This window comes from Pseudomonas sp. GW821-FHT09E12 (assembly GCF_059416085.1).
This window is the reverse complement of record NZ_JBWKOM010000007.1, coordinates 312,697-334,028: the sequence shown is the minus strand read 5'-3', so window position 1 is coordinate 334,028 and position 21,332 is coordinate 312,697. Positions and strand designations below refer to the sequence as shown.

17 protein-coding genes are annotated in these 21,332 nt (G+C 64.6%); 5 read left to right on the top strand and 12 right to left on the bottom strand.

Features of this window, described 5'->3' with window-relative positions; translation table 11 throughout:
* Positions 1 to 12 precede the first annotated feature (12 nt).
* On the top strand, positions 13 to 504 hold the full coding sequence (locus AC07PQ_RS21985) for a GNAT family N-acetyltransferase (protein ID WP_009043737.1): 492 nt from the start codon (positions 13 to 15) through the stop codon (positions 502 to 504).
* A gap of 21 nt (positions 505 to 525) precedes the next feature.
* Entirely contained in the window at positions 526 to 1,728 is a 1,203-nt protein-coding gene (gene chrA, locus AC07PQ_RS21980) for a chromate efflux transporter (RefSeq protein ID WP_493186217.1), read from the top strand.
* Between the two features lie 11 nt (positions 1,729 to 1,739).
* On the opposite strand, the gene AC07PQ_RS21975 is transcribed toward chrA, so the two are convergent.
* The 6 genes from AC07PQ_RS21975 to AC07PQ_RS21950 all read right to left on the bottom strand — a co-directional run bounded on the left by AC07PQ_RS21975 (position 1,740) and on the right by AC07PQ_RS21950 (position 9,376).
* A complete protein-coding gene (locus AC07PQ_RS21975) occupies positions 1,740 to 3,158 on the bottom strand; it encodes a heavy metal sensor histidine kinase (RefSeq protein ID WP_101337876.1) in 1,419 nt (472 codons plus the stop codon).
* The gene (locus AC07PQ_RS21970; RefSeq protein ID WP_007922715.1) at positions 3,155 to 3,829 is read right to left on the bottom strand and encodes a heavy metal response regulator transcription factor; all 675 of its coding nucleotides are present in this window, start codon (positions 3,827 to 3,829) and stop codon (positions 3,155 to 3,157) included. Before AC07PQ_RS21970 ends, AC07PQ_RS21975 begins: the two co-directional genes overlap by 4 nt.
* Positions 3,830 to 4,318: 489 nt before the next feature.
* Positions 4,319 to 4,540: a hypothetical protein gene (locus tag AC07PQ_RS21965; RefSeq protein ID WP_007922716.1), complete on the bottom strand. Its 222-nt coding sequence runs from the start codon at positions 4,538 to 4,540 to the stop codon at positions 4,319 to 4,321.
* 186 nt (positions 4,541 to 4,726) lie between these two features.
* Positions 4,727 to 6,973, bottom strand: coding sequence for a TonB-dependent siderophore receptor (locus tag AC07PQ_RS21960; protein ID WP_007922717.1), 2,247 nt, complete (start codon positions 6,971 to 6,973; stop codon positions 4,727 to 4,729).
* Between the two features lie 202 nt (positions 6,974 to 7,175).
* Positions 7,176 to 8,918 (bottom strand): phosphoethanolamine transferase CptA, encoded by a 1,743-nt coding sequence (locus AC07PQ_RS21955; protein ID WP_007922718.1) that lies wholly within the window; start codon positions 8,916 to 8,918, stop codon positions 7,176 to 7,178.
* Positions 8,919 to 9,202: 284 nt separating this feature from the next.
* Positions 9,203 to 9,376, bottom strand: a complete 174-nt coding sequence (locus tag AC07PQ_RS21950; protein WP_007922719.1) for a DUF6026 family protein — start codon at positions 9,374 to 9,376, stop codon at positions 9,203 to 9,205.
* Between the two features lie 230 nt (positions 9,377 to 9,606).
* Between AC07PQ_RS21950 and gnd the strand changes: the two genes are divergently transcribed.
* The 3 genes from gnd to AC07PQ_RS21935 are packed head-to-tail and all read left to right on the top strand — an operon-like array spanning position 9,607 to position 12,955.
* A complete protein-coding gene (gene gnd, locus AC07PQ_RS21945; protein ID WP_225970778.1) occupies positions 9,607 to 10,620 on the top strand; it encodes a phosphogluconate dehydrogenase (NAD(+)-dependent, decarboxylating) in 1,014 nt (337 codons plus the stop codon).
* Positions 10,617 to 12,137: a glucose-6-phosphate dehydrogenase gene (gene zwf, locus AC07PQ_RS21940; protein ID WP_053261060.1), complete on the top strand. Its 1,521-nt coding sequence runs from the start codon at positions 10,617 to 10,619 to the stop codon at positions 12,135 to 12,137. Before gnd ends, zwf begins: the two co-directional genes overlap by 4 nt.
* Positions 12,134 to 12,955 carry an HAD family hydrolase gene (locus tag AC07PQ_RS21935; protein WP_493186218.1) on the top strand — a complete coding sequence of 274 codons (822 nt, stop codon included), beginning with the start codon at positions 12,134 to 12,136 and terminating at the stop codon, positions 12,953 to 12,955. Before zwf ends, AC07PQ_RS21935 begins: the two co-directional genes overlap by 4 nt.
* Positions 12,956 to 13,080: 125 nt before the next feature.
* Here the strand turns inward: AC07PQ_RS21935 and nhaB are convergent, their stop codons facing one another.
* The 6 genes from nhaB to paaE form a co-directional block, all read right to left on the bottom strand.
* Complete coding sequence (nhaB, locus tag AC07PQ_RS21930) at positions 13,081 to 14,583, bottom strand: sodium/proton antiporter NhaB (RefSeq protein WP_493186219.1); 1,503 nt, start codon at positions 14,581 to 14,583, stop codon at positions 13,081 to 13,083.
* A gap of 138 nt (positions 14,584 to 14,721) precedes the next feature.
* Complete coding sequence (gene paaZ / locus AC07PQ_RS21925) at positions 14,722 to 16,776, bottom strand: phenylacetic acid degradation bifunctional protein PaaZ (RefSeq protein ID WP_493186220.1); 2,055 nt, start codon at positions 16,774 to 16,776, stop codon at positions 14,722 to 14,724.
* Positions 16,777 to 16,834: 58 nt separating this feature from the next.
* Entirely contained in the window at positions 16,835 to 18,088 is a 1,254-nt protein-coding gene (locus tag AC07PQ_RS21920) for an OprD family porin (protein WP_493186221.1), read from the bottom strand.
* Between the two features lie 33 nt (positions 18,089 to 18,121).
* On the bottom strand, positions 18,122 to 19,768 hold the full coding sequence (locus AC07PQ_RS21915; protein ID WP_493186222.1) for a cation acetate symporter: 1,647 nt from the start codon (positions 19,766 to 19,768) through the stop codon (positions 18,122 to 18,124).
* Positions 19,765 to 20,073, bottom strand: coding sequence for a DUF485 domain-containing protein (locus tag AC07PQ_RS21910; RefSeq protein WP_007926513.1), 309 nt, complete (start codon positions 20,071 to 20,073; stop codon positions 19,765 to 19,767). The genes AC07PQ_RS21915 and AC07PQ_RS21910 overlap by 4 nt, the downstream gene beginning before the upstream one ends.
* A 172-nt stretch (positions 20,074 to 20,245) precedes the next feature.
* Positions 20,246 to 21,322: a 1,2-phenylacetyl-CoA epoxidase subunit PaaE gene (gene paaE / locus AC07PQ_RS21905; protein WP_102679948.1), complete on the bottom strand. Its 1,077-nt coding sequence runs from the start codon at positions 21,320 to 21,322 to the stop codon at positions 20,246 to 20,248.
* Positions 21,323 to 21,332 lie beyond the last annotated feature (10 nt).

Sequence of the window (21,332 nt, the reverse complement as noted above, 5' to 3'; positions counted from 1 at the left end):
TTGAGGACAAACATGGACGTTGCAGACGTATTGGTACTCCAGGCCAGCTACACCAACCCGGTACACGCCGAGGCGATCGCCCTGGTGCTCAACCACTATGCCCAGGACCCGATGGGCGGCGGCCAGCCGCTGGACGCCGATCTGTTGCGGCAATTGCCCGGCGAACTGGCCAAGCGGCCCCACGCGTTCAGCGTGCTGGCCTTTGTCGGTGGCGAACCCGCCGGCCTGGTGAATTGCTTCGAGGGTTTTTCCACCTTTGCCGGCCGGCCGCTGGTCAATGTGCACGATGTGTCGGTGATCGATAAATTCCGCGGCCTGGGCCTGAGCCAGAAGATGCTGCACAAGGTCGAGGAGATCGCCCGCCAGCGCGGCTGCTGCAAGATCACCCTGGAAGTGCTGGAGGGCAACGCGGTGGCCCAGGCGTCCTACCGCAAGTTCGGCTTCGACGACGCCAGGCTCGACCCGAGCCATGGCCGGATGCTGTTCTGGAACAAAACCCTGTAAGGCCCTGGAGCCCGCCGGCCGATGAACTCATCTCCCCTGGATGCCCCCGTGACCCGCCGTGACAGTGCCTGGACGGTGTTCCTGGTGTTCCTGCGGCTGGGCTTGAGTTCCTTCGGCGGGCCGGTGGCGCACCTGGGGTATTTCCGTAGCGAATTCGTCCAGCGCCGCGCCTGGCTGAGCGAGGCGGCCTATGCCGAGCTGATCGCCCTGTGTCAGTTCCTCCCGGGGCCGGCCAGCAGCCAGGTGGGCTTTGCCCTGGGCTGGTCGCGGGCGGGGCTGGCCGGCGCGCTGGGCGCCTGGCTGGGTTTCACCTTGCCTTCGGCGCTGATCCTGATTGCCCTGGCCATGGGCCTGAGCGGTAGCGGCACAGGGTTGCCCGGCGGGCTGGTGCATGGCCTGAAGATCGTCGCGGTGGCGGTGGTAGCCCAGGCCCTGTGGGGCATGGCCCGTGTTTTGTGCCGCGGGCCGTTGCGCATGCTGATCACGCTGGTCTCGGCGATCAGTGTACTGCTCTGGCCGACCACCCTCGGTCAGGTCTGCGTGATGTTGCTGGCGGGGATGATCGGCGCAGGCCTGCTCCAGCCGACCTTCGACCAGCGCGAGGACGGGCTGGCGATCGCGGTCGGCAAGCGCACGGGCTACCTGGCCCTTGTGCTCTTTGCCCTGTTGCTGGCGGGCTTGCCGCTGCTGGCCGGGCTCTGGCCCAGCCTGTCGCTGCTGCTGGCCGACAGTTTTTATCGCGCCGGCGCCCTGGTGTTCGGCGGCGGCCATGTGGTGCTGCCGCTGCTGCAGAGCGAGGTGGTCGCACCGGGCCTGCTGAGCAACGATCTGTTTCTCGCCGGTTATGCCGCCGCCCAGGCGGTGCCGGGCCCCTTGTTCTCTTTTTCGGCCTTTCTCGGCGCCGCCATCGACGGCTGGCGCGGCGCGCTGGTGTGCCTGGCGATGATTTTCCTGCCGGCCATGCTGCTGATCGTCGGCGTCCTGCCGTTCTGGCAGCACCTGCGCCACCTGGGCCGGGTCCAGGCCGCGCTGGCCGGCGTCAACGCGGCGGTGGTCGGCCTGCTGGCGGCGGCGCTGTACGACCCGCTGTGGACCAGCAGCATCCTCAAGCCGCTGGACCTGGGGTTGGCGCTGCTGGCCCTGGCCGCGCTGATGCGCTGGAAGCTGCCGCCCTGGCTGGTGGTGCTCGCCGGTGGCGCCGTCGGCCTGCTGCTGGAGGCCTGAGGCCAGCGTCGTCAGGTGCGCGGCGGGTGGTTGAGCCGGGCAAACACCAGGCGGAACAGGGTGAAGCTGCCCGGCACGCTGCTGACCTCGGTCCGGCCCTGATGCAGGTTCATGATCGAGCGCACGATCGCCAAGCCCAGTCCCGTACCGCCTTCGGCGCGCGAGCGGCTGCTGTCGACCCGATAGAAGCGCTCGAACAGGTGCGCCAGGTGCTGCTCCGGGATACCGGCGCCGGGGTTGCCCACCGACAGCGACACGCTCGATTCATGTTCCTCCACCAGGATCGAAATGCTCGACGCCCGCGGGCTGTGGCGGATGGCGTTGGACAGCAGGTTGGAGATCGCCCGCTGGATCATCAGGCGGTCGCCATACACCAGGCCATCGCCGGACAGGCTGATGCCCAGGTGCTTTTCCTCGGCGCTCAGGGCGAACAGTTCCATGACCCGCCGCGCTTCCTCGCCCAGGGATATTGCTTCGAACGCCACCTGGGAGGCCGGATGGCTGACCTGGGCGAGGAACAGCATGTCGCTGACGATCCGGGTCAGGCGCTCCAGCTCTTCGGTGCTCGACTCCAGCACCGCCTTGTACTCGTGGGGCGGGCGCTCCCGGGACAGGGTGACCTGGGCCTTGCCCATCAGGTTGGTGATGGGCGAGCGCAGTTCGTGGGCCAGGTCGTCGGAGAATTGCGAGAGCTGCTGCACGCCGCCGTCGAGCCGGTGCAGCATGAAATTGATGCTGTGGGCCAGCTCGGCCAGCTCCCGCGGCAGGTTGTCCGGCGACAGCCGATGGGTCAGGTCCTGGGTGGTGACCTTGGCGGCTACCCGGCTGAATTGCTGCAACGGCGCCAGGCCACGCTGCACCACCCACCAGGCGCCGATGCCGATCAGCATCAGCAGCAGAGGCAGGGCGATCACCGTGGAACGCAGGTAGGCACTGAGCAACGCCTGGTCATTGGCCCGGTCCAGGGACAGCACTACCCGTACCTGTTCGCCATTGCGCAGGGTTATCAGGCTGGAGGCGCTGAGCAACCGGTTGCCGGCGCTGTCGAGCCAGCCGAGGAACGCCGGGCTTTCCGGCTGGGTCAGGGCTTCGGGCAGCGGGCCCAGGTTGCGGTTGCCGATGTTCAGCAGCGGTTCGGCCTGGGGATCGGCGGCGAAAATGCTCAGGTGCAGGTTGTCGTGGCCCATCACCAGGTCCAGCAGCGAATGCGGGCGGGCGGCGATATCGCCGGTCTTCAGGTCGCTGGTCAGGGTGTGGCGGATCTGTTCGAGTTTGTTGTCCAGGCTTTCCCGCGCCAGGCTGCCCAGTTCGTGGCTGAGGGCCAGGTAGGCCAGGGTCGCGAGCAGCAGCACCAGGCCCGCACCCATCAGGCTGACGGTCAGGCCCAGGCGCATGGACAGGCTGCTGGCGGTGCGTTGCGCGGCTTTCATTGGCGCACTTCCAGGACATAACCGACACCGCGGATGGTGTGGATCAGCTTGATCTCGCTGGCATCGTCGATCTTCGCCCGCAGGCGGCTGATGGAGACCTCCACCACGTTGGTGTCGCAGTCGAAGTTCATGTCCCAGACCAGGGAGATGATCTGGGTCCGGGTCAGCACCTCGCCCGATTGGCGCATCAGCACCTGCAACAGGGTGAACTCCTTGGTGGTCAGGTCGATGCGCCGCGAGCCGCGATAGGCCCGGTGCCGGCGTGGGTCGAGCTCCAGGTCGGCGACCCGCAGGGTGTCGGTCGCCGGCAGGTTCTCGCTGCGCCGCAGCAGGGTGCGCACCCGCGCCAGCAGCTCGGGAAACTCGAACGGCTTGACCAGGTAGTCGTCGGCCCCCAGGTCCAGCCCCTTGACCTTGTCGGCCAGGCGCCCGCGCGCCGAGAGCATCATCACCCGGGCGTTGCTGTCCTTGCGCATGTCTTCCAGCACCTGCCAGCCGTCCTTTTCCGGCAGATTGACGTCCAGAATCACCAGTTCGTAGTTTTGCTGTTCGATCAGGTAAAGCCCGTCGACACCGGTGGCGGCGCGGTCGACTACATAACCGCTTTCGGTCAGGCCCTGATGCAGATAATCGGCAGTTTTACGCTCGTCTTCGACAACCAGAATGCGCATGGAAAAGTGACCTCTTGATCATTAATACGATTTCAATGGCGCTGGATATGAAGTTGTTGTTGGACCAGCCATAAAGCCCGCGAAGTTGCTGCTGATAAATAGCCTCAGCCGTTTGGGTCGGGGAATGCTCAAGCCTGAAGTGGCTTTAGGGTCAAGATTTAAAGTGCTTGATATCAATAGCTTGTGCCTGTTTTCGACAGCCGGTTAGCTGGCTGGTCCAATAGCAAGCCAAGTGAAGTGATTCAAACTGATCATCTGTCATTTACTGTTTCAATATATGTCGTAGTTTGGCGGAAACTTATATTAATACAGCCGGCAGTGACGCCTGCTTAGATGGCGTAATTGTCATTTTGACGTCAGAAAGTTGATAGCCCATGGTCATGTCGCTGATATCGACGGCGATAAAAAAAGGCGCCCGTGAAAGAGCGCCGGAAGATCCTCTCTGGCAAGGGAGCATGATCGTCAGAGAGGAGTAGAGCTCGGGGCGTTTCAGGCGTCCGGTTGCGCGCTGGCGCGGGTCGGGTCCTCGGCGGGTGCCTGAGTTTTTTTCCCACTCTCGGAGGACGCCTGTTCGCTATCGGTGCGGGGTATCTGCTGGCTGATGGGGAAGTTGTCCCAGTAGTGCTTCATGCGTTCAGCGCCGCCTTCGGCGAACGCTGCACCCGAGCTGGCAATCATCAGACCGGCGAGCAGGAGTGTGGAGGCTTTCATGTGTGGTGTCCCATTGACGGTGATCGGAATTCCGTCGCGTCCCTGTAACGAAGCAGTAATAGAAGTATGGCGCGATCTTATTAACTGGGGGTTAACAGGGCGCTGAAGGCGGGATGACAATGCTGTCATCCCGGATGAGAGGCGCTGACGGCCCACTGATATGGGCCGTGTAGGAATAAGGGCGGGTTAAAGCTTCCAGTCCAGGCTCAGGGTCATAGTGCGCGGTTCGCCCCAGTAGACGCCGTTATAGAAGCCGACCCGTTCGTAGTACTTTTTGTCGAACAGGTTGGTGACGTTGAGCGAGGCCGACAGGTGCGGGTCGAACTCGTAGCGCGACATCAGCCCGGCCACGCTGTAGGCCTGCTGATGGATGCGGGTGTTTTCGGTGACGATACGCCCGTTGCCGTCGCGCCCCACCGGCCGCCGGCTGCTGCCGTAGATCTCGCTTTGCCAGTTCAGGCTGCCGCCGACGGTCAGCGCCCGCCACTGGCCCGGCAGGCGATAGGCCGTGGACAGGCGCAGCATGTTCATCGGCTCGCCGCCGTTGGCGCGCTGCTTTTCGCCGTCCAGGGCGTGGGTATAGGTGTAGCCGGCGGTGAGGTTCCAGTCCGCGAGGATTTCGCCCGAGACCTCGGCCTCGAACCCCCGCACCTTGCCGCCTTTGCCGCCCGACTTGTAGAACTCCTCGCCAGTGACCGGGTCCGGCGGCACCGAGCTGTCCAGTTCGGCGACGTTGTCCTGCTTGCTCCAGAACACCGCGGTGGCCAGGTTCAGGCGCTCCTCCAGCAGGCTGCCCTTGAGCCCCAGTTCGTAGTTGCTGCCGACCACCGGTTCCAGGTATTTGCGGCTGGCGTCGCGCTGAGTCTGGGGCTTGAAGATGTCGGTGTAGCTGACATACGCCGTGTATTCGGGAGTGAGGTCGTACAGCAGGCCGGCGTAGGGGGTCCACATGTCGTTGTGCTGCTGGCGGGTGTCTTCGAGGCTGGTCAGCTGGTTGTTGGCATCGTAGCGGCGAGAACGACTGTGGGCGCTCCAGCTACCGTAACGGCTGCCGAGCACCGCATGCAGGTCGTCGCTCAGGCTCAGGCGGGTGGCCAGGTAGCCGGCCTTTTGCCGGGTGCTGTCGCCGGAACCGGGCAGGTTGGTCACGGTGTCGGGAAACTTGGCGATGCCGCCCATGTATTTCCAGTCGGCGATGCTGGCGTAACCCGGTGGTGTCGGGCCGCCGACGGTGTAGGGCGACGACTCGCGGCGCTCGGCCTCGCCGTAGCCCAGCATCAGCTCATGTTCGCGGCCCAGCAGGCTGTAGGGGCCGGCCAGGTTGAAGTCGTACACGCGCATTTTCTGCGTGCCGATCATATGGCTGGCCCAGGCGGTCATGCCCGAGCGGTCGGCTTCCGGGAAACCGGCACCGCCGTAATAGACCTTGCCGTCGCTGTCGCTGTCGCGGTGGGTGTAGGCGGCTTTCAGGTGCCAGTCGTGGCCCAGGCGCTGGTCGAGGGTGGCGAAGGCGGTCTTGTCCCTGAGCGGCCAGGAACTCCAGTGCGCCGCCATGTTGGTGGAGCGCGGCAGATTGGCCTTGCCGCCCGCGGCGTTCCAGTAGGGCACGGTGCCCCAGGAGGTGCCCTGGACCTGCTTGTCCTGGTAGTCGTAGCCCACGGCCAGGGTGGTGCTGTCGCTCAGGTCGGCCTCGAGAATGCCGTAGCCGACTTCCCGCTGCAGCTGGTAGTGGTCGCGAAACGACTGGCTGTCGCGATAGGCCAGCACCGTGCGCCCGCGCAGGCGACCGTCGAACCCCAGGGGACCGCCGACGTCGACGTAGCTGTAGTAGTTGTCATAGCTACCGCCGCTGACGCCGGCCTTGGCCGCCCACTCGTGGGTCGGCCGCTTGCGCACCATGTTGACCGTGGCCGAGGGGTCGCCGGCGCCGGTGGTCAGGCCGGTGGCGCCGCGGACCACCTCGATGCGGTCGTAGATGATGGTGTCTGAATCGGACTTCATGCGGTTGAAGGTGTTGAGCATGCCATCGATCTGGAAGTTGTTGATGGAGTAGCCGCGGGAGGAATAGCTCACCCGGTCGGAGTCCAGGTGCTGGACCACCACCCCGGTGGTTTGCCCCAGCACCTCGGACAAGGTATCGAGTTTGAAATCGTCCATCTGCTGGCGGGTCACCACTGACACCGATTGCGGGGTTTCCTTGATCGACAGGTTCAGGCGCGTGGCGGTGCTCATGCTGCCGGTGGTGTAGGAACCGGTGTTCTCCGTGGTCGCGCCCAGGCCCTGGGCGGTGACGCTGGTGGCATCGAGCTCCAGGGTCTTGGCGCCGCGGTCGGGGTTCCGGGCGGGTTCGCTTTCGGCCAGCAGCTCGGGGCTCAGAACCGCGCCGCACAGGCCGAATGTCAAAGTCATGGAACGGGTGAATGGCGCGAGCATCGCTGCCGTCTCCTTGTCGTCGAGGGAAAAAATCCGTTTGCACTGAGACGAAAAGGCGGAAGGGTATTTAGGCTAAACGAGAATAATTATTATCTTTGAGGTGTAAAAATGCCCCATGAAGGGGCATTGAGGGCCGGTATTACGGGGCTGCGTGAGCCCCGTAGGAAAAGGCTTATTCTGGTATCGCTTATTTCTGTGCCACTTATTTCTGTACCACTGCGGTGGGTGGCGGCGCCTTGGGCTTCATCAGGCTGAAGTCGATCAGGGCTTTCTCGTTGCGCTCATAAGGATTGCCGATCAGCAGCGGGCGCGGCTTGAAGCTGTCGCTGACCAGGCTCTTGCTGCGGTCCAGTTCGTCGGAACTCAGCCCGGCCATGTCGGCCCAGGTATGGATCAGGTGCGAGCTGCTGTAGGGGCGGCCGAGGTCGCCGGCGAAGTTCCAGTCATGGCTCTGCTTCCATTTCGGCGAGGCCCAGGCGATGAACGGAATGGTGTACATCGGCGCGGTCGGCTTGCCTTCGTTGCGGCCCAGGGTGTTGTGGCCGGCGGAGTCGAACACGTCTTCGCCATGGTCCGACAGGTACAGCAGGAAGCCGTTGGGGTCGGCCTTGGCGTAGTCCTTGATCAGGCTCGAAACCACGAAGTCGTTGTACAGCACGGCGTTGTCGTAGCTGTTGTAGGTCGGCACCTGGTCGTCACGCACGCCGGCCGGCACGCCAGTGCGGTCGGTGAACTTGTCGTAGCTCGGCGGGTAGCGGTACTGGTAGCTCATGTGGGTGCCCAGCAGGTGGACCACGATGAACTTGCGCGGCGCGCCGTCGGCCAGGGCCTTGGAGAACGGCTCCAGCACATCGCCGTCGTACTGGCGGGCGTTCTGGTTGCGGTTGTTGTTCAGGTAGACCTGCTCGTCCGCCTGCTCGGAGAAGGTGGTGAGCATGGTGTTGCGCTTGGTCATGGTCTGCTGGTTGGTGATCCAGTAGGTCTTGTAGCCGGCCTGCTTCATCACGCTGACCAGGGACGGGGTCTTGAGGTACAGGTCGGGGTTTTCTTCGTCGGCGAAGGTCAGCACCTGCTGCAAGGCTTCGATGGTGTAGGGGCGCGGGGTGATGACGTTGTCGAAGATCGCCAGCTGGTCCTTGAGCTTGTCCAGCTCCGGCGTGGTCTGGCGCGGGTAGCCGTAGAGGCTCATGCGCTGGCGGTTGGTCGACTCGCCGATCACCAGGACCAGGGTCGAAGGCTGGTTGGCCATGCTGTCCTTGAGGTTCTGCAGCGGCGGGATCTTGCTCACGTTGTCGAGCATGCCCTGCATGTTTTCCAGCTGCTCGCGGTAGCGCCGGTAGGCCACCACCATCTGCCACGGCACTGCGGGCTCGATGCGCGTCTCGAATTTCTCCAGGCCGCCGGCGAAGCTGCCGGTGCGCGCGGTCTGTTTGATCAGCGGGTAGCCGATGACGGCGATCAGGATGGCCATGGCCGCCACCAGCGCGCGACCGCGCGGCAGGTAGACCGGGCGCAGGCGGGTCCAGAGGAAGAGGGCGAAGGCGGTATGGGCGAGGAACGCCAGCACCATCCACCAGGCGAAGTACTGGGTCAGGTACTCGCCGGCTTCGGAGGGGTTCGACTCGAACATGATGAAGATGACGCTCTGGGAGAACTCCTGCTGGTAAATGAAGAAGTAACCCAGGCTGGCCATGGAACAGGCCCAGAGCACGATGCCGATGACGGCGGCCATCGCGCGGGTGCGGGCCGGGAACAGCAGCATCGGCGCCAGCCAGATGGCGCTCATGATGAAGGCCTGGCGGAAACCGGCGAACCCGGAGGTGTCGGTCAGCTGGATCAGTAACTGGGTGATGCCGGAGAAGTACCAGAAGAACAGGAAGAGCCAGCCCAGGCCCGCCCAGTCAAACCCTTTCGCGGACGTCTTGTCGCGTTTAAACACTGCCATCGAGCGCTCCAGCTGCATTGAACATGACATTCGCCGGAAAGCTTCGACTACCTCGGCGAACGCGCGCCGCGCCCGTGGGGGCGGCAATATTGCGCCGGAGTATCCACAAGCAGGTGTGAAAACTTTGTGAGTTGGTACCTGCGTGTCAGATAATGCCGTCGCCAGGAGGCAGGCAGGGTAAAAAGCGACGGGCAAAAAGAAGCCGGCGATCCGTAAAGGACTCAGCCGGCTTCATTAACAACCTGTTGCAAGGACCGGCCACGGCGGGCGGGTTCCTCGGATTCTCAGGCGTGTAGCTGGGTGACGGCAGCCACCTGACCCTGGTTCTGCAATGCCAGGCGCAGTTGCGCCAGCTCTTGCTTCAACTGGTCGCGCTCGTTCTTCAGTTCGCGCAACTCGTCACGACGGATAGTGACGTAGAGGGTTTGTGCTGGTCGTGCCGGTAGTACTGTGCCCATTGCTCACCTCGCAAATGGCGTGCATCAACTGTGGTCCGGCCGCTCGAATTCCGGGGCCTGAAACACTATCGGCGGCAATTTTGATTTCTTTTGCCGGCAAAGGGAACTTTTTTATTTTCAGCGGTCGTTGTGCCTTCGAAGCGATTCGCGTCGTTATCCACTCACTGCTTGGGAAACTTAGTCCAGCCGCTCTGGACTAACCCTCACTGGCCTCGTTGGGCTATAACCTTTTGACACAATTTAGTAGTAAGGAGCATCAGCACATGCAACTGGGGATTATCGGACTGGGCCGCATGGGCGGAAACATTGCGCGGCGCCTGATGCTCAATGGGCATGAAACCGTGGTCTATGACCGTAACAGCGCTTTTGTCAGCACCCTGAGTGGCGAAGGCGCCAAGGGCGTCGCCGACCTGCCGGCCCTGGTCGCCGGCCTGGAGAAGCCGCGCGCGGTCTGGGTCATGCTGCCGGCTGGCGCGCCCACCGAAGACACCATCGAAACCCTCAGCCAGTTGCTCGAACCGGGCGACGTGATCATCGATGGCGGCAACACCTACTATAAGGACGACATCCGTCGCGCCCAGGCGCTGGCGGAAAAAGGCCTGAACTACATCGACGTCGGCACCTCCGGCGGCGTCTGGGGCCTGGAGCGCGGCTACTGCATGATGATCGGCGGCGACGCCGAGGTCGTCCGCCGCCTGGACCCGCTGTTCGATGCGCTGGCACCGGGCATGGGCGACATCCCGCGGACCAAGGACCGGGTGGCCGAAGACGATCGCGCCGAGCGCGGTTACATCCACGCCGGCCCCGCCGGTGCCGGGCACTTCGTCAAGATGATCCACAACGGCATCGAGTACGGCATGATGCAGGCCTTCGCCGAAGGCTTCGACATCCTCAAGACCAAAGCCTCGCCAAGCCTGCCGCAAGACCAGCGCTTCGACCTCAACGTTGCCGATATCGCCGAAGTCTGGCGCCGTGGCAGCGTGGTCTCGTCCTGGTTGCTGGACCTGACCGCCGACGCCCTGGCCACCGATCCGCAGCTCGACGGTTTCTCCGGCGAAGTGGCCGACAGCGGCGAAGGTCGCTGGACCATCGAAGCCGCCATCGAGCAGGCGGTGCCGGTTCCAGTGCTGTCGAGTTCGTTGTTCGCCCGTTTCCGCTCCCGCCAGCAGAGCACCTATGGTGACAAGATGCTGTCGGCCATGCGTTTCGGCTTCGGCGGCCACGTGGAGACTCCGAAAAAATGACCTCCTCGCGAAAGAAGTCCAAGGCTCAACCCGCTCCACCCACCACACTGTTTCTGTTCGGCGCCCATGGCGACCTGGTCAAGCGCCTGCTGATGCCGGCGCTGTACAACCTCAACCGTGACGGCTTGCTGGATGAGGGGTTGAAGATTGTCGGCGTCGATCACAACGCGATCAGCGATGTGGATTTCGCCAAGAAGCTCGAGGACTTCATTCGCACCGAGGCTGCCGGCAAGGTCGGCAGCGGCGCGCAAGCGCTGGACCCGGCGCTCTGGGCCAAGCTGGCCAATGGCATCAGCTATGTCCAGGGCGACTTCCTGGACGACAGCACCTACGACGCGCTGGCGGCGAAAATCGCCGCCAGCGGCACCGGCAATGCGGTGTTCTACCTGGCCACCGCACCGCGCTTCTTCAGTGAAGTGGTGCAGCGCCTGGGTGCGTCGGGGTTGCTGGTCGAAGGGGACAACGCGTTTCGCCGGGTGGTGGTGGAGAAGCCGTTCGGCTCCGACCTGCACACCGCGCAAGCGCTGAACGAATGCCTGCTCAAGGTGATGAGCGAGAAGCAGATCTATCGGATCGACCATTACCTGGGCAAGGAGACGGTGCAGAACATTCTGGTCAGCCGTTTCTCCAACAGCCTGTTCGAGGCTTTCTGGAACAACCATTACATCGACCACGTGCAGATCACCGCGGCGGAAACCGTCGGGGTGGAAACCCGTGGCAGCTTTTACGAAAACACCGGCGCCCTGCGCGACATGGTGCCCAATCACCTGTTCCAGCTGCTGGCGATGGTCGCCATGGAACCGCCGGCGGCCTTCGGCGCCGATGCGGTGCGCGGAGAAAAGGCCAAGGTGGTGGGGGCGATTCGTCCCTGGAGCACCGAAGAGGCCCTGGCCAACTCGGTGCGCGGCCAGTACGTGGCGGGCAAGGCGGGCGACAAGCCGGTGGCCGGCTACCGCGAAGAGGCCAATGTGGCCCCGGACAGCAACACCGAAACCTACGTCGCCCTCAAGGTGATGATCGACAACTGGCGCTGGGTCGGCGTGCCGTTCTACCTGCGTACCGGCAAGCGCATGAGCGTGCGCGACACCGAGATCGCCATCTGCTTCAAGCCTGCGCCGTACGCGCAGTTCCGCGATACCGAGGTCGACCACTTGCAGCCGACCTACCTGCGCATCCAGATCCAGCCCAATGAAGGCATGTGGTTCGACCTGCTGGCGAAAAAGCCCGGGCCGACCCTGGAGATGGCCAATATCGAGCTGGGGTTCGCCTACAAGAACTTCTTCGAGATGCAGCCTTCCACCGGCTACGAGACGCTGATCTACGATTGCCTGACCGGCGACCAGACCCTGTTCCAGCGCGCCGACAACATCGAAAACGGCTGGCGCGCGGTGCAGCCGTTCCTCGATGCCTGGAAGGAAAAGGCCAAGGTGCATATCTACCGGGCCGGTGAAGACGGACCGGCGGCCGGCGACGAGTTGCTGACCCGCGACGGCCGTGAATGGCACAGCCTCGGATGAGGGGCGAGGGGCAGCATCCCATCCAGTTCCTGCTCAGCGACATGGACGGCACCTTGCTGCTGCCCGATCACAGCTTGAGCCAGCGCACCATCGCCGCGGTGCGCGCGCTGCGCGAAGCCGGGGTGTTCTTCAGCCTCGCCACCGGGCGGCCGCCGCGGGCCATGTTGCAGCAGATCGAGGCCCTGGGCGTCGACCTGCCGACCGCGGCGTTCAATGGCGGCACCCTCGTCAATCCCGATGGCAGTTTCCTGGTGCGCCACCATGTGCCGGTAGCGGTCGCCAACACTGTCCTGGCGCTGCTGTCGCCGCAGCCGGAAGTCGAAGTCTGGGTGTTCGCCGACGGTGAATGGCTGCTGCGCAATCCCCATGGGCCGATGGTGCCGCGCGAGCAGCATGGCCTGGGTTATCCGCCGGTGGTGGTGGAGAGCTTCGAGGACTACCTGCCGCGCATCGACAAGATAGTCGCCGCCAGTGCCGACATTGAACTGTTGGTGGAACTGGAGGCGCGTTTGCTGGAGCAGGTCGGCGGGCGGGCGCAGGTCTCCCGTTCGCAGCCGGTGTACCTGGATGTGACGGCGCTGCAGGCCAACAAGGGGCAGGCGCTGATCACCCTGGCGGAGTTTCTCGGGGTGCCGCTTGCGCGCACCGCGGCGCTGGGCGATGGTGGCAACGACCCGGCGATGTTCCAGCAGGCTGGGTTGTCGATTGCCATGGGCCAGGCCGAAGCGGCGGTGAAACGCCAGGCCGACCTGGTGACGGGCAGCAATGTCGTGGATGGCGCCGCCGAGGCAATCGAACGATTTATCCTGCCGCGCTAATGCAAAACCTGTAGCCGCTGCCGCAGGCTCGGGCCGCGTTCGGACGATAAGGCGAAGGCCTTCAGCGATCTGGAGACCGCCGCGACCCTGCGGGTCGATCGCAGCCTACGGCAGCGGCTACATCCTTACAGCCAGTAGCTCACCGCATACCAGCCCAGCACCCCCATCACCACGGTGTAGGGCAACGCCATCCACACCATGCGTCCATACGACAGGCGTACCAGCGGCGCGATCGCCGAGGTCAGCAGGAACAGGAACGCCGCCTGGCCGTTGGGCGTGGCCACGCTCGGCAGGTTGGTGCCGGTGTTGATCGCCACCGCCAGGGCTTCGAAGTGTTCGCGGCTCATCAGTCCGGAAGCGAAGGCCTGTTTCACTTCGGTGATGTAGATGGTGGCGACGAACACGTTATCGCTGATGGCCGACAACAGCCCGTTGGCGATAAACAGCATGCCCGGCTGCTGGCCCGCTGGCAGCGCCAGCACCCACTGGATCAGCGGGGTGAACAGCTGCTGGTCGTGAATCACCGCCACCACCGCGAAAAACACCACCAGCAGGGCGGTGAACGGCATCGCATCCTTGAACGCGCTGCCCAGGCGGTGCTCGTCGGTGATGCCGGTGAACGCGGTAATCAGCACGATCACCATCAGGCCGATCAGGCCGACCTCGGCGATGTGCAGGGCCAGCGCGGCAATCAGGATCAGCGCCGCCACACCCTGTACCAGCAGCGCCGCGCGTTGCCGGTCGGTGCGTTCGGCGTTGTCTTCGGCGGCGTAGTTGGCCAGCACCGCGCGCACGTTGTCCGGCAGCAGGGTGCCGTAGCCGAACCAGCGCAGTTTCTCCAGCAGCACGCAGGTCACCAGCCCGGCCACCAGCACCGGCAGGGACACCGGGGCGACCTTGAGGAAGAAGTCGGCGAAGTGCCAACCCATTTCATGGCCGATCAGCAGGTTCTGCGGCTCGCCCACCAGGGTGCAGACGCCACCCAGGGCGGTACCCACCGCGCCATGCATCAGCAGGCTGCGCAGGAAGGCGCGGAACTGCTCCAGGTCCTGGTGATGCAGTTGCGGCAAGTGCTGGTCGTCGTTGAATTCGCTGTCCTGGCGCGGGTCGTTGCCGGACGCCACCCGGTGATACACCGAATAGAAGCCCACCGCGGCGCTGATGATCACCGCAGTCACCGTCAGGGCATCGAGAAACGCCGAGAGGAAGGCCGAGAGAAAGCAGAACAGCAGACCCAGCAGCGCCTTGGAACGTACCCCCAGCAACAGCCGGGAGAACAGGAACAGCAGCAGCTCCTTCATGAAGTAGATGCCGGCCACCATGAACATCAGCAGCAGGATCACCGGGAAGTTGTGCACCAGTTCGTCGTACAGCGCCTGGGGCGTGGTCATGCCCAGCGCCACGGCTTCCAGCACCAGCAGGCCGCCGGGCATCAACGGGTAGCACTTGAGGGCCATGGCCAGGGCGAAGATGAACTCGGCCACCAGCATCCAGCCGGCCGCCACCGGGCCGACCGTGAACAGCAGCAAGGGGTTGAGCAGCAGGAAGACGAGAATGCTGGCTTTGTACCAGCGCGGTGAATGGCCGAGAAAGTTGTGGGTGAAAGCCTGGGCCAGTGAACCGGACATTGGCTGCTCCTTGTATTGACGAAGCGCGCAACTTGCCGCAAGCACCGGTGAAGATCAAGAAACTCTGAAATCTTTTGCCACAAATACCGCCCGAGCCCGCGCAGGAGCCGATAAACCAGCTCCTGCGGGCGGTGCCGGTCAGTCTTCGCGTTTGACCACCAGGGTCAGGATGTCGTAGCTGGCCACCAGCTCGCCCAGCTGGTTGCTGACCTCCACGTCCCAGGCCACCACACCCTGGGGGATGCCTTGCGGGCTCTGCTTGCCCTGGTCGATCTTGCGTTTGCAGGTCAGGCGCGCCTGGATGGTGTCGCCGATGCCCACCGGGTTGATGAAACGCAGGGTGTCCAGGCCATAGTTGGCCAGCACCGGGCCCGGCGCCGGGGACACGAACAGCCCGGCTGCCGCCGACAGTACGAAGTAACCGTGGGCGATGCGCTTGCCGAACTGCGACTCCTTGGCCGCGATCTCGTCGAAGTGCATATAGAAGTGGTCGCCGGACAGGCAGCCGAAGTTCACCAGGTCGGCCTCGGTCACCGTGCGTCTGTGGGTCAGCAACGACTCGCCGATCTGCAGGTCCTGGAAGAACCGGCGGAACGGATGCACCTCGGTCTCGATGACCTTGGCGCCGCGCACGTATTCGCCGGTGACCGCCGCCAGCATGGTCGGCGAGCCTTGCACCGCTGCCCGTTGCAGGTAGTGCTTCACCGCGCGCAGGCCACCGAGTTCTTCACCGCCGCCGGCGCGGCCCGGGCCGCCGTGCTTGAGCTGCGGCAGCGGCGAGCCATGGCCGGTGGATTCGGCGGCGGATTCACGGTCCAGCACCAGCAGGCGCCCGTGCCAGGCCGCGGCCACCGGGATGGCCTTGGCGGCGATGCGTGGATCGCGGGTCACCAGGCTGGCCACCAGGCTGCCTTTGCCTCGCGCGGCCAGGGCCAGGGCTTCGTCGAGGTCGTCATAGGCCATCAGCGTGCTGACCGGGCCGAAGGCCTCGATATCGTGGGCGCCGCCTTCGGCATGCGGGTCGCGGGCCTGCAGCAGGGTCGGGGCGAAGAACGCGCCCTCTCGGGTGTTTGCCCCGCGCGGCTCGAAGCCGTCGCGGGCGCCGAACAACAGGTCGCTGCTCTGCAACAAGCTCTCCAGGCGTTCGGCCACGTCCCGTTGCTGGTCGTGGGAGGCCAGCGCGCCCATGCGCACGCCTTCCACCGCCGGGTCGCCGACCACTACCTTGGCCAGCCTGTCGCGCAGGCGGCTGGCAACCGCGTCGAGGTGCCGGGCCGGCACTATGGCGCGGCGAATGGCGGTGCATTTCTGCCCGGCCTTGGTGGTCATTTCCCGGGCCACTTCCTTGATGAACAGCTCGAACTCTTCGTCGTCCGGGCTCACGTCCGGGGCGAGGATCGCGCAGTTCAGCGAGTCGGCCTCGGCATTGAACGGCACCGAGTTGCGAATCAGCTGCGGGTTGGCGCGCAGCCTGGCCGCGGTGTTTGCCGAGCCGGTGAAGGTCAGCACGTCCTGGCCCAGCAGGCGATCGAGCAGGTCGCCGGTGCCGCCGATCACCAATTGCAGGCTGCCGGCGGGCAGCAGCCCCGATTCATCCATCAGGCGCACCACGGCTTCGGTCAGGTAGCTGGTGGCGGTGGCCGGCTTGACGATGCACGGCATGCCGGCGAGGAAGCTCGGGGCGAATTTTTCCAGCATGCCCCAGATCGGGAAGTTGAAAGCGTTGATATGCACCGCCAGGCCGCCGCGGGGCACCAGGATATGGGTGCCGGCGAAACTGCCGAGCTTGCTCAACGGCAGCGCCGGGCCTTCGTGGACGATATTGCCCGAGGGCAGTTCCCGCGAACCCAGGCTGGCATAGGTGAACAGGGTGCTGTTGCCGCCCTCGATGTCGATCCAGCTGTCGGCGCGGGTGGCGCCGCTGTGATGGGAGATAGCGTACAGCTGTTCCTTGCGCTCGCTCAGGTACAGCGCCAGCGCCTTGAGCCGCTGGGCGCGCTGCTGGAAGTCCAGGGCCATGAGGGAGGCGATGCCCTGGCGCCGGCCATGGTCGAGCGCCTCGGCGAAATCCAGGCGTTCTTCATGGGTGCGGGCCAGTTCGTGGCCGTCGATGGCGCTGCGCAGCACCTGGGCGCCGTGTTGGCCGATCCAGCGGCCGGCGATGAAGCTTTGCAGGGTAGGGGCGTGAGGCATCACGATTCCTCCGGATGATGAATGAGGCCGGCGCGGCCAGCGACCGCGCCGGCGGGGTTTACCAAAGAGCCAGGGTGTAGCCGAGGATCAGGCGGTTCTCGTCGAGGTCGGTGGTCAGGCCGTTGCCCGAACGAAAGGTCACGTTGCGCCAGCGGATGCTCAGGTCCTTCAGCGGTCCGCTCTGGATCACGTAGGTGATGTCGGTGTCGCGTTCGGTCTCGCGGCCGTTGTCGATGTTGCCCGCCTTGACGTGGCGGCCGTCGGTGTAGCGGGTCATGAAGGTCAGGCCGGGCAGGCCCATGGCCGCGAAGTCGTAGTCGTAGCGCAGTTGCCAGGAGTCTTCCTCGGCGCGGGTGTAGGTGTTGTAGGTCACCAGGTTGACCACGTAGGGATCGCCGCCGTTGAGGAACGGGAAGGCGCTGTCACCGGACAGCTGCTGCCAGGTGGCGCTGATTTTGTGCGGGCCTTTGATCAGGCTGAACATGCTGTTGAAGTTGCGGTTGTCGATCCGCCCGGCGCGCTCGGCGCCGTCGCCACGGCTGTCGAAGTAGCGCAGGTCGCTGCGCAGGCTGAAGCCGCCGCCCAGGGGCTGGGTATGCAGCAGGCCGAGGTAGTGCTGGCGATAGATCTGTTCGAGCTTGCCGTAGTAGTAGCTGAGGCTCAGTTGCGGGTTGAAGGCGTAGCTGCCACCGGCGAAGTCGAAATGATCGCTGCGGGCGGCGCCATAACCGATGTCGTCGTTGCTCGAGGAGTCCCGCAGGTTGGCTTCGGTCAGGCGCCCGGCATTTACCGTCAGGCCGCTGATTTCCTGGCTGGTCAGCAGGCCGCCCTGGAACGTCGAGCCGAGCAGACGGGTGTCGTTGTAAGTGGCCACGGGCAGCAGCGGTTGTAGGGTGCCGATCTTCAAGACGCTTTTCGACAGGCGCAGCTTGCCGGTCAGGCCCAGCTCGCTGAACTCGTCCGCAGGTTCGTGGCTGTTGGGGCCGAACGGCAGCAGGCCAGTGCCGCGGCGATCCGCGCTGGAGTCGAGCTTGAGCCCGAGCTCGCCGAGGGCGTCCAGGCCGAAACCCAGGGTGCCCTCGGTGTAGCCGGACTCGAGTCGCGCGGTGAAGCCCTGGGCCCATTCCTCGGCCTTGGACTGCGCGGCGTTGGCCTGGCGGAAGTCACGATTGATGTAGTGGTTGCGCATTTCGATCCGCGCCTTGCTGTCGCCGATGAAGTCGGCTTGTACGCTGCAGGTGAACAGGCCCAGGCCCAGCGAGGCCATGGCCGGCAGCAGGTGTTTCGGTGAGGCGATGGAAACGGGGTTCATTGTTGTTATTCCCTGTCATCGATTGGAACGGGTTCAGTGTTTGCTGGCGCCGGAAGCGCCGATACCGGTCATCGAGCGGATGAACTGCGCGAGGTAGCGGCCACGCTCCAGTTCGGCCCGCGCCGAGGTGTCGGTCACCGAGAACAGCCAGGCACTGAGGAACGCCAGGCTCATGGAAAACAGCGCCGGGTTGGAATAAGGGAACAGCGCCCGTTCGTGATGCAGCACGTTGACCCAGACCGCCGGGCTCAGCACCAGCAGCACGATCGCCGACACCAGTCCGGCCAGGCTGCCGGTCACGGCGCCGCGGGTGGTCAGGCCTTTCCAGAACATCGAAAGGAACAGCACCGGGAAATTCACCGAGGCGGCGATGGCCAGCACCAGCCCGGAGAGGAAGGCGATGTTCTGCGACTCGAACAGCAGGCCGAGGACGATCGCCAGCACGCCGATGCACAGGGTGGCGATGCGCGACACGCGCATTTCCTGCTGCTCGCTGGCCTGGCCTTTGCGCAGCACGCAGGTGTACAGGTCGTGGGACACCGCCGAGGCGCCGGACAGCGCCAGGCCGGCGACCACCGCGAGGATGGTGGCGAAGGCCACCGCCGAGATGAAGCCGAGGAACAGGTTGCCACCCACCGCCTGGGCCAGGTGCACGGCGATCATGTTGCCGCCGCCGATGATCGCGCCGCTGGCGTCGCGGAACGAAGGATCGGTGCCGACCATGACGATCGCGCCGAAGCCGACCACGATCAGCAGCAGATAGAAGTAGCCGATGAAACCGGTGGCGTAGAACACGCTCTTGCGCGCTTCCTTGGCGTCGCTGACGGTAAAGAAGCGCATCAGGATATGCGGCAGGCCGGCGGTGCCGAACATCATGCCCAGGCCCAGGGAAATGGCGTCGATAGGGTTCGACAGCAGCCCGCCCGGGGCCATGATCGCGCTGCCCTTGGCGTGCACGGCGCTGGCCCCGGCGAACATCGCCTCGGTGCTGAAACCGAAATGCCTGAGCACCATGAACGCCATGAAGCTGGTGCCGAACAGCAGCATCACCGCCTTGATGATCTGCACCCAGGTGGTGGCGAGCATGCCGCCGAAGGTCACGTAGAACACCATCAGCACCCCGACCAGCATCACCGCATAGAGGTAGCTGATGCCGAACAGCAACTCGATCAGCTTGCCGGCGCCGACCATCTGCGCCACCAGGTACATCAGGGCCACAGTCAGGGTGCCGAAGGCCGAGGTCAGGCGCACCGGGGTCTGTTCCAGGCGGTAGGACACCACGTCGGCGAAGGTGTATTTGCCCAGGTTGCGCAGGCGTTCGGCGATCAGGAACAGGATGATCGGCCAGCCGGCGAGTACGCCCAGGGCGTACAGCAGGCCGTCGTAGCCGTTGAGGAACATCATCGCCGAGATGCCCAGGAAGGACGCTGCGGAGATCATGTCGCCGGCGATCGCCAGGCCGTTCTGCAAGCCGCTCATGCCGCCGCCGGCGGTATAGAAGTCGCTGGCCGAGCGGGTGCGCAGGGCGGCCCAGCGGGTGACGCCGAGGGTGAACAGGACAAACACCAGGAACATGCCGATGGCGTTCCAGTTCAAGGGGCGCGCGCTGCCTTCGGCGGCCAGCGCCAGGTCGGTGGCGAACAGACACGGCAGGGCGAACAACGCCAGCAAGCGCTTCATTGGGCGCACTCCTGCTTGAGCTTTTCGTTCAGCGGGTCGATCACGTTATTGGCGCGATAGACATAAAAGCCGGTGAGGGCGAAGGCCAGCAGCACGATCGCCACGCCCACCAGCATGCCCACCGTGGTCACCCCGCCACTGAGCGAGCGCCCCAGGGTGCTGGGGGAAAACGCCACCAGCAGCACGAAGCCGTAGTAGATCACCAGCATGGCCAGGGTCAGGGACCAGTAGAGGTTCTGTTTGCGGCGCACCAGCTGGATGAAGTCGGGGTGCCGGCGGATCTGTTCGATGTCTTGCGGGGTCATGGGAGCGCTCTCTTGATGTTGTTTTTGTTTTGGTTGAAACGCGGTGAATTTTTTCTGTAGCCGCTGCCGGAGGCTGCGATAAGGCCGAAGGCCTTCAGCGATCTCAAGACCGTGCGCCCGCTTCGTCGGAGTGCCGCCCAAGTCGATCGCAGCCTCCGGCAGCGGCCACAGGTCAGAGCTGGTCGAAGTCCAGCACCACCTTGTCGCTGACCGGGAACGACTGGCACGACAGCACGTACCCAGCAGCCACTTCGTAGTCCTCGAGGGCGTGGTTGCTGTCCATCTCCACTTCGCCCTCGATCACCTTGCACTTGCAGGTGGAGCACACCCCGGCGCGGCACGAATAGGGCAGTTCGGCGCCCTGGGCATTGCCGGCGTCGAGGATGCTCTGGCTATTGCGTGGCAGGTCGAAGGCCAGGGCGCGACCGTCGCTGATCACGGTGATCTGGCTGACCGCCGCATCGAGCTGCCGGGCGGCTTCGCGCGCCTCGCGCTTGTGCGGGCTGCCCGCGGCGGCGAACAGCTCGAAGTGAATGCGCTCGGCGGCCATGCCATGGGCTTTCAGGCTGTCGCGCACGGTTTCGGTCATCGCCTGCGGGCCGCAGATGAAGGCGGCGTCCAGGGCCTTGACGTCGAGCCAGCGGGAAAACAGCCGGGCGCATTTGTCGGCGTCGATCCGGCCGTTGTAGAGGTCGACGTCCTGCTGTTCGCGGCTGAACACGAAGATCAGGTTCAGGCGTTGCAGGTAGCGATTCTTCAGGTCTTCCAGCTGTTCGCGAAACAGGGCGGCGGAGCTTGCGCGGTTGCCGTACAGCAGGGTGACGCGGCTGTGGGGCTCGGTTTCCAGGGTGCTCTTGATGATCGACAGGATCGGTGTGATGCCGCTGCCGGCCGCCACCGCCAGGTACTGGCCATGGCGCGCGGGGTCGAGTTCGACATGGAAGTGCCCGGCGGGCGGCATCACGTCCAGGCAGTGCCCGGGCTTGAGCCGGTCATTGGCGAACGCCGAAAAACGCCCGCCGGCCACGCGCTTCACGGCAATGCGCAACTCGCCGTCGTTGACCCCGGCGCAGATCGAATAGGAACGGCGCACTTCCTCGCCATCCAGCTGGGTGCGCATCACCAGATGCTGGCCCTGGGTGAAATGAAAGCTGTCCTGCAGGTGCTGCGGAATTTCGAAGGCGATAGACACCGCATCGCGGGTTTCGCTGCGCACATCCTTGATGGTCAGGCTGTGGAATTTGCTCATGGTTGTTCTC

Bases quoted from the DNA above. Each gene is read 5' to 3' on its own strand.
- AC07PQ_RS21985 (WP_009043737.1), top strand. From the start codon at position 13: ATGGACGTTGCAGACGTATTGGTACTCCAGGCCAGCTACACCAACCCG.
- chrA (WP_493186217.1), top strand. From the start codon at position 526: ATGAACTCATCTCCCCTGGATGCCCCCGTGACCCGCCGTGACAGTGCC.
- AC07PQ_RS21975 (WP_101337876.1), bottom strand. From the start codon at position 3,158: ATGAAAGCCGCGCAACGCACCGCCAGCAGCCTGTCCATGCGCCTGGGC.
- AC07PQ_RS21970 (WP_007922715.1), bottom strand. From the start codon at position 3,829: ATGCGCATTCTGGTTGTCGAAGACGAGCGTAAAACTGCCGATTATCTG.
- AC07PQ_RS21965 (WP_007922716.1), bottom strand. From the start codon at position 4,540: ATGAAAGCCTCCACACTCCTGCTCGCCGGTCTGATGATTGCCAGCTCG.
- AC07PQ_RS21960 (WP_007922717.1), bottom strand. From the start codon at position 6,973: ATGCTCGCGCCATTCACCCGTTCCATGACTTTGACATTCGGCCTGTGC.
- AC07PQ_RS21955 (WP_007922718.1), bottom strand. From the start codon at position 8,918: ATGGCAGTGTTTAAACGCGACAAGACGTCCGCGAAAGGGTTTGACTGG.
- AC07PQ_RS21950 (WP_007922719.1), bottom strand. From the start codon at position 9,376: ATGGGCACAGTACTACCGGCACGACCAGCACAAACCCTCTACGTCACT.
- zwf (WP_053261060.1), top strand. From the start codon at position 10,617: ATGACCTCCTCGCGAAAGAAGTCCAAGGCTCAACCCGCTCCACCCACC.
- AC07PQ_RS21935 (WP_493186218.1), top strand. From the start codon at position 12,134: ATGAGGGGCGAGGGGCAGCATCCCATCCAGTTCCTGCTCAGCGACATG.
- nhaB (WP_493186219.1), bottom strand. From the start codon at position 14,583: ATGTCCGGTTCACTGGCCCAGGCTTTCACCCACAACTTTCTCGGCCAT.
- paaZ (WP_493186220.1), bottom strand. From the start codon at position 16,776: ATGCCTCACGCCCCTACCCTGCAAAGCTTCATCGCCGGCCGCTGGATC.
- AC07PQ_RS21920 (WP_493186221.1), bottom strand. From the start codon at position 18,088: ATGAACCCCGTTTCCATCGCCTCACCGAAACACCTGCTGCCGGCCATG.
- AC07PQ_RS21915 (WP_493186222.1), bottom strand. From the start codon at position 19,768: ATGAAGCGCTTGCTGGCGTTGTTCGCCCTGCCGTGTCTGTTCGCCACC.
- AC07PQ_RS21910 (WP_007926513.1), bottom strand. From the start codon at position 20,073: ATGACCCCGCAAGACATCGAACAGATCCGCCGGCACCCCGACTTCATC.
- paaE (WP_102679948.1), bottom strand. From the start codon at position 21,322: ATGAGCAAATTCCACAGCCTGACCATCAAGGATGTGCGCAGCGAAACC.